The following is a 232-nucleotide window of genomic DNA, read 5'->3' on the forward strand; positions in this document are numbered from 1 at the left end:
GGTCGCGGTCGAACTCGGCGACGGAGCCGTCGGCGAGCACCATCCGCACGCTCAGCACCGCGTCACCGAGGGACGACTGGCGCAGGCCCTGCCCGTGCGTCCCCGTCGCCAGGGCGCCCGCCAGGGTGTGGGAAGCGATGACGCCGGGGGAGGAGGGCAGCATCCGGCCCATCGACGTCAGCTCGCCGTAGCTCTCCTGCAGCGACGTCCCGCCGGCGAACGTGGCGCTGTC

The 232-nt window shown here is 74.1% G+C and carries 1 protein-coding gene; it reads right to left on the reverse strand.

Features of this window, described 5'->3' with window-relative positions; genetic code table 11:
• On the reverse strand, positions 1-232 hold a 232-nt coding region (locus AC0I8G_RS26275), incomplete at both ends, for an FAD-binding protein (protein ID WP_471732552.1).

The organism is Kineococcus sp. AC630 (assembly GCF_979255925.1).